A 5,595-nucleotide genomic window follows, 5' to 3' on the forward strand; every position below is an offset into this window, starting at 1 on the left:
TGAAACACCAGTTGCTGGTGGCCATGCCGCAAATGGCCGACCCGGACTTTGAACATTCCGTGACCTATATCGTTGAGCACAGCAGCGAGGGCGCCATGGGGCTGACCCTCAACCGCCCGGTGCAGATCAGCCTGGGTGATATCCTCAGCGACATGGATATTGAAATCGAAGTGCCGCCCTCCGAGCGACATCGTGTGGTGGCCGGTGGGCCGATACAGCAGGAAGCCGGCTTTGTGCTGCACAGTGCCGCCACCCGCTGGCACGCCAGCACGGTCCTCAGTGATGGCCTGATCCTGACCACCAGCCGTGACATTCTGGAAGCCATCGCCATTGGTGAAGGCCCGGAGCAGTCCCTGATCTGTCTGGGCTACGCGGGCTGGGACGCCGGGCAGCTGGAGCAGGAGCTGGTGGATAACGCCTGGCTCAGCACCCCCGCCAGCCGTGAGCTGGTGCTCGACACCCCCTTCGAACAAGCCTGGCACGCCGCAGCCGCGCGTATTGGCGTGGATATGAGTTTGATTGCCACCCAGGCGGGGCACAGTTAATGCAGTTGATAGTTGATAGTGGACAGTTGACAGCTACCCACCGGCATCTTTCTTTCTTTTGTGAAGCTGGCAGCCTGCAGAATTTTTCGGACGCGGCCAGCGACCTGTCTGCTCCTGCCGGGCTGGATCGCGCCGCTGTCAATTGTCCACTATCAACTGTCCACTGCTTTTCATGATTCTTGCCTTCGATTACGGCACACAAAAGATCGGCGTGGCCAGTGGCAATGAGCTGCTGGGCACCGCCACACCATTGAAAGCCCTCCCTTGCAAAAATACCCAACCCAACTGGGATGATATTGCCGCGTTGTTGAAAGAGTGGGAACCGGAAGCCCTGGTTGTCGGCTTGCCGCTGAATATGGATGGCAGCGATAGCGAGTCCACCGCGCGCGCACGTAAATTTGCCAACCGCCTGCATGGCCGCTTCGGAAAAAAAGTGTGGCTGGTGGATGAGCGTTTGAGCACCCGCGAAGCCCGCGAACGTACCGGCATTCAGAAAGCCGATAGCCAGGTTGATTCCATGGCGGCGGTGATTATTGCGGAAGGGTTTTTTGCTGGGGACGCCGAGGCCATTGGCTAATGGGGGGGCAAAAGGCAGGTCAGGTTCACCCAGCGGGCACAAAGAGCCATAGGCGTAACCTGACATCCTGTGTTCTTTTGCGTAAAGGTGTGGAAGTCGGATTACGGCCTTCAGCCTAATACGACCTACGAAAGTCATCAATGTTTACTGCTTGACCCCTTCCACAGAAATAATAATGTCCACGGTTTCTGAAGCTGGGCCCAAGTCCTTGGTGATGCCGAAGTCGGACAGCGTCAGTGTGGTGGAGGCTTCCAGGCCCATGCGGTAGCCGCCCCACGGATCATCGCCGTAACCGATCAGTTTGGCATCCAGGGTTACCGGTTTAGTCACGCCATGCAGGGTGAAATCGCCGGTGATTTTTGCGGTTTTCTCGCCGGTTTTTTCAATCTTTGTGCTCTTGAAGGTGGCGGTGGGGTATTCGCTCACGTCCAGGAAATCATCACTGCGCAGGTGCTTGTCGCGTTCGGCGTGGTTGCTGTCCACGCTGGCAGTCTGGATGGTGGCGGTTACCTGGCTGTTCTCCGGGTTTTCAGCATCCACGGTGAAGGTGCCGTTGAAATCATTGAAGCGGCCATACAGCCAGCTGTAACCCAGATGGGAAATTTTGAAGGTGACAAACTGGTGGGCGCCTTTTTTGTCGAACTGATAGGTGCCTCCGGGCTGGTCGGCGAACGCCATGCTGCTGAGCAGCAGCGCCAGGGCGGGGACAGTGGTTTTTTTCAATAACGTCAACATAAGCATCAAGCTCCGTTTCGGGTGATTAAGATGGGTTGTGAGTGTCGTTTGAGATGTGCGTTGTGGTTCGCGGCGCCAGGCCGAGAATGCGGCGCAGGGTGTCGTCGCGATCAAAAAGATGATGTTTGATGGCGGCCAGTGCGTGCAGGCTGGCCAGCCCGATCACGGCCCAGGTGGCCCAGTAGTGAATCAGCCCGGCGGTGTCTTCCAGGCCGGTCTGGTGGCCGCTCACCGAGGGAACAGAAAACCAGTTGAATACATCCACGGACGAGCCATCGGCGCTGCTGATCAGGTAGCCGCTGACCATGGCCACGAATAACAGCAGATACAAGGCCCAGTGAGTGAGATGGGCGCTGATTTTTTCCCAGGGCTTGTGGGTGGGCAGCGGTGCCGGTGGCGGTGAAATAAAGCGCCAGCCCAGGCGCAGGAGCATGGCAATAAAGAGCAAAACGCCGATGCTGCGATGCAGGTCCGGGCCTTTGCGATACCAGGGGTCGTAATAGCCCAGGTCCACCATATAAAAGCCCAGCGCAAACAGGCCGATCACCGCCAATGCCACCAGCCAGTGGAACAGCACGGCAATGGCGCCAAAGCGTTGCGAGTCGTTGCGCAGTTTCATGAGGGTTCCCTTCCAGTGTTCTCCGCCCTTATGGCTGGGCGATCCCTTACTTGTTCAGAGTCCACGCCGCGCATCAGGTTCCGTTGATTACAAAACTTACAGGCGTTGTGCGTATGCCTCTAGCTTGTCGGCATTGTGGTCCGGGACACAGCGCAAAAAACTGAACGGTTTGATCAGCTGTTCCGTTGATTGCCTCAGTGGCCCGGCCTTCTGCTACTCTTACGCCTTGGATATGCCTTATGGACTGTGGGAGAACGGCCTTGAGCTGGGATGAGCAACAATTGCAGACACACCTGGATGTGATGGCGGCGGCCATTAATGAGCGCTTTGCGGATAAGTCACCACTGCTGGTGGGGATTGAATCCGGTGGCGCCTGGGTGGCGCAGGCGCTCAATGACCGTTTGCCTGCGGCTCTGCCGCTGGGCTCACTGAATCCGGCGTTCTACCGGGATGATTTCGACACCCGTGGACTCAAGCCCACGGTGACGCCGTCCAAGCTGCCATTTGATGTGGATGGCCAGCATATTTTGCTGGTGGATGATGTGCTGATGACCGGGCGCACCATCCGTGCGGCCATGAACGAGTTGTTCGATTTTGGTCGCCCGGCGTCTATCTCTCTGGTGGTGCTGTTCGACATCGGCCACCGACAATTGCCAATTCGTGCCGATATTTGTGGGGAAACTTTGGCATTGCCACCCCATCAGCGGGTAGAATTGCGGGGGCCCTCACCGCTAATTGCGGAGATCCGCGAACTGGTCAGTGAGGACAACAGAGAGACAAGGTCCTAAGAATGACGCCGACGCTTGCGCCATCCTCCCGCGTACAACTTACCGACGACGGTAAGCTTCGCCATTTTCTCACCACTGAGCACCTCCCCCGTTCCTTGCTGGAAGATATTCTCGATACCGCAGCAAGCTTTGTGGATGTGGGTGGCCGGGCGATCAAGAAAGTCCCCTTGCTGCGCGGCAAGACCGTGGTGAACCTGTTTTTCGAATCCAGCACCCGTACCCGCAGCACTTTTGAGCTGGCGGCCCAGCGGCTCAGCGCTGACGTGCTCAACCTGGATATTGCCAAGTCCGCCACCAGCAAGGGCGAAACCTTGCTCGATACCCTGCGCAACCTGGAAGCCATGGCGGCGGACATGTTCGTGGTGCGCCACCAGGATTCCGGGGCGCCGTTTTTCATTGCCAACGAAGTAACGCCCAACGTGGCGGTGATCAATGCCGGTGACGGGCGCCATGCCCACCCCACCCAGGCCATGCTCGACATGTATACCATCCGCCACTACAAGGGCGGGTTCGGCGGGCTGAAAGTGGCCATCGTCGGCGATATCCTGCATTCCCGGGTGGCGCGCTCCCAGGTTCACGCACTGAATATTCTCGGTGCCGAGGAAGTCCGTTTGATCGGTCCCAGGACGCTGCTGCCGGTGGATGCGGAAGCGTTGGGCGCCACCGTGTTCACGGATATGGCCCAGGGCCTGAAAGACGTGGATGTGGTGATCATGCTGCGCCTGCAGAAAGAGCGCATGGATTCGGCCCTGCTGCCCAGCGAAGGCGAATTCTTTCGTCTCTATGGCTTGAACAACGACAAGCTTCATTTCGCCAAGGATGACGCCATTGTCATGCACCCCGGCCCGATAAACCGGGGAGTGGAAATCGCCTCGGAAGTGGCCGATGGCCCCCGTTCGGTGATTCTCAACCAGGTCACCTTCGGCATCGCCGTGCGCATGGCCGTCATGTCCATGGCCATCAGCGGCCAGGACAGCGACAGCAATGCTCTGGCTGCCTCCACACAAAGCATGGAAGGAGCAGGAGGTGCCCGTGGCCAGCGCTAACCGTAACCGCGCCCATATCCTGATCCGCAAGGGCCGTGTCATCGACCCGGCCAGTGGCCGTGATGATGTGGCCGACCTGCTGATTGAAAACGGCCGCCTGACGCGCATCGGCGCCAGCCTGGACGCACCGGGGGCCGATATCGTGGAGGCCGACGGCCATTGGGTGCTGCCTGGGCTGGTGGATGCCTGTGTGCACCTGTCGCTGCCCGGTAGCGGCCGCGCCGGCGATATCGCCAGTGAAACCCGCGCCGCGGCGGCCGGGGGAATCACCCATCTGGCGGCCCAGCCGGACTGTGGCCCGGTGGATTCCACGGCGGTGGTGCGCCTGATTCGCGAACAGGCCGGCCAGGCCGGGTTTGCCCGTATCATGCCGATTGCCGCCATGACCCAGGGCTTACTGGGCGAGCAGTTGGCGGAGATGTCGACTCTGGCGCGGGCCGGTTGTATTGCCGTGGGCAATGCCGGCGGCAAGGTGGCCAATGCGCTGGTGCTCAAACGCAGCCTGGAATACGCCGCTACCTTCGATCTGCCGGTCATGTTCCGCCCGCAGGATTCGGCGCTCAGCGCCGGGGGCTGTGCCCATGAAGGGCCGGTGGCGACCCGCCTCGGGTTGCCCGGTATTCCCGCTGTGGCAGAAAGCGTGGACCTGTCCCGCGATCTGCTGTTGGTGGAAGCCACCGGAGTGCGGGCGCACTTCCAGCAAATCTCCAGCCGCGATTCCCTGCGCCTGCTGCGCGCCGCCAAACGGCGCGGCTTGCCGGTGACGGCGGACGTGAGCATCCAGCACCTGTTGCTGGACGAGTCGGCGCTGGAAGGTTTCAACAGCCATTGCCATGTGATCCCGCCCCTGCGCAGCGCCGCCGATCGTGAGGCCCTGCTGGAAGCCGTGGCCGATGGCACCATCGACGCAATCTGCTCCCAGCACACCCCCATTGGTTCCTCCAGCAAGGCGGCGCCGTTCCCGGCCACCAAACCGGGCATGGCCGGGCTGGATGTGCTGCTCTCGCTGGTGTTGGAACTGGTCAGCGAGGGCAAACTGAGCTTGTCGCGGGCGCTGGATGCGGTCACTGCGGCTCCGGCCCGTTGCCTGGGAATCCAGGCGGGCCAGCTGGAAACCGGTCGCCCCGCCAGCCTCTGTGTGCTGGACCCGGCGGCGGATAAAAACCTCAGCGAAGACTGGCTGTCCGCCGGCAACAATTCCCCCTGGCGTCATGCCCAGCTCAAGGGCAGCGTGAAGCTGACCGTGTGCCAGGGCAAGGTGAGCTGGCTGTCGGATTGAGTCAGA

At 60.4% G+C, this 5,595-nt stretch carries 7 protein-coding genes; 5 read left to right on the top strand and 2 right to left on the bottom strand.

Features of this window, described 5'->3' with window-relative positions; all coding sequences use genetic code 11:
* Nucleotides 1–545 (top strand): YqgE/AlgH family protein (locus A3754_RS11260; RefSeq protein WP_063519757.1); only part of this gene is annotated, 545 nt, incomplete at its 5' end.
* Nucleotides 546–717: 172 nt separating this feature from the next.
* Nucleotides 718–1,122 carry a Holliday junction resolvase RuvX gene (gene ruvX, locus A3754_RS11265; protein ID WP_063519758.1) on the top strand — a complete coding sequence of 135 codons (405 nt, stop codon included), beginning with the start codon at nucleotides 718–720 and terminating at the stop codon, nucleotides 1,120–1,122.
* 144 nt (nucleotides 1,123–1,266) lie between these two features.
* Here the strand turns inward: ruvX and A3754_RS11270 are convergent, their stop codons facing one another.
* Nucleotides 1,267–1,857 (bottom strand): YceI family protein, encoded by a 591-nt coding sequence (locus A3754_RS11270; protein ID WP_063519762.1) that lies wholly within the window; start codon nucleotides 1,855–1,857, stop codon nucleotides 1,267–1,269.
* 25 nt (nucleotides 1,858–1,882) lie between these two features.
* A complete protein-coding gene (locus A3754_RS11275; RefSeq protein WP_063519759.1) occupies nucleotides 1,883–2,476 on the bottom strand; it encodes a cytochrome b in 594 nt (197 codons plus the stop codon).
* Nucleotides 2,477–2,715: 239 nt separating this feature from the next.
* On the opposite strand from A3754_RS11275, the gene pyrR reads away from it, so the two are divergent.
* From pyrR to A3754_RS11290, 3 genes are read left to right on the top strand one after another with little or no spacing between them, the layout of a single operon-like run.
* Nucleotides 2,716–3,264: a bifunctional pyr operon transcriptional regulator/uracil phosphoribosyltransferase PyrR gene (gene pyrR, locus A3754_RS11280; RefSeq protein WP_063519760.1), complete on the top strand. Its 549-nt coding sequence runs from the start codon at nucleotides 2,716–2,718 to the stop codon at nucleotides 3,262–3,264.
* 2 nt (nucleotides 3,265–3,266) lie between these two features.
* Nucleotides 3,267–4,310 carry an aspartate carbamoyltransferase catalytic subunit gene (locus A3754_RS11285; RefSeq protein ID WP_063519761.1) on the top strand — a complete coding sequence of 348 codons (1,044 nt, stop codon included), beginning with the start codon at nucleotides 3,267–3,269 and terminating at the stop codon, nucleotides 4,308–4,310.
* On the top strand, nucleotides 4,297–5,589 hold the full coding sequence (locus A3754_RS11290; protein ID WP_231880592.1) for a dihydroorotase: 1,293 nt from the start codon (nucleotides 4,297–4,299) through the stop codon (nucleotides 5,587–5,589). The genes A3754_RS11285 and A3754_RS11290 overlap by 14 nt, the downstream gene beginning before the upstream one ends.
* Nucleotides 5,590–5,595: the final 6 nt, after the last annotated feature.

It is taken from the genome of Alcanivorax sp. HI0083 (genome assembly GCF_001635175.1).

What these genes read in the sequence shown, in the direction of transcription:
- ruvX (WP_063519758.1), top strand. Translation starts at nt 718, where the DNA reads ATGATTCTTGCCTTCGATTACGGCACACAAAAGATCGGCGTGGCCAGT.
- A3754_RS11270 (WP_063519762.1), bottom strand. Translation starts at nt 1,857, where the DNA reads ATGTTGACGTTATTGAAAAAAACCACTGTCCCCGCCCTGGCGCTGCTG.
- A3754_RS11275 (WP_063519759.1), bottom strand. Translation starts at nt 2,476, where the DNA reads ATGAAACTGCGCAACGACTCGCAACGCTTTGGCGCCATTGCCGTGCTG.
- pyrR (WP_063519760.1), top strand. Translation starts at nt 2,716, where the DNA reads ATGGACTGTGGGAGAACGGCCTTGAGCTGGGATGAGCAACAATTGCAG.
- A3754_RS11285 (WP_063519761.1), top strand. Translation starts at nt 3,267, where the DNA reads ATGACGCCGACGCTTGCGCCATCCTCCCGCGTACAACTTACCGACGAC.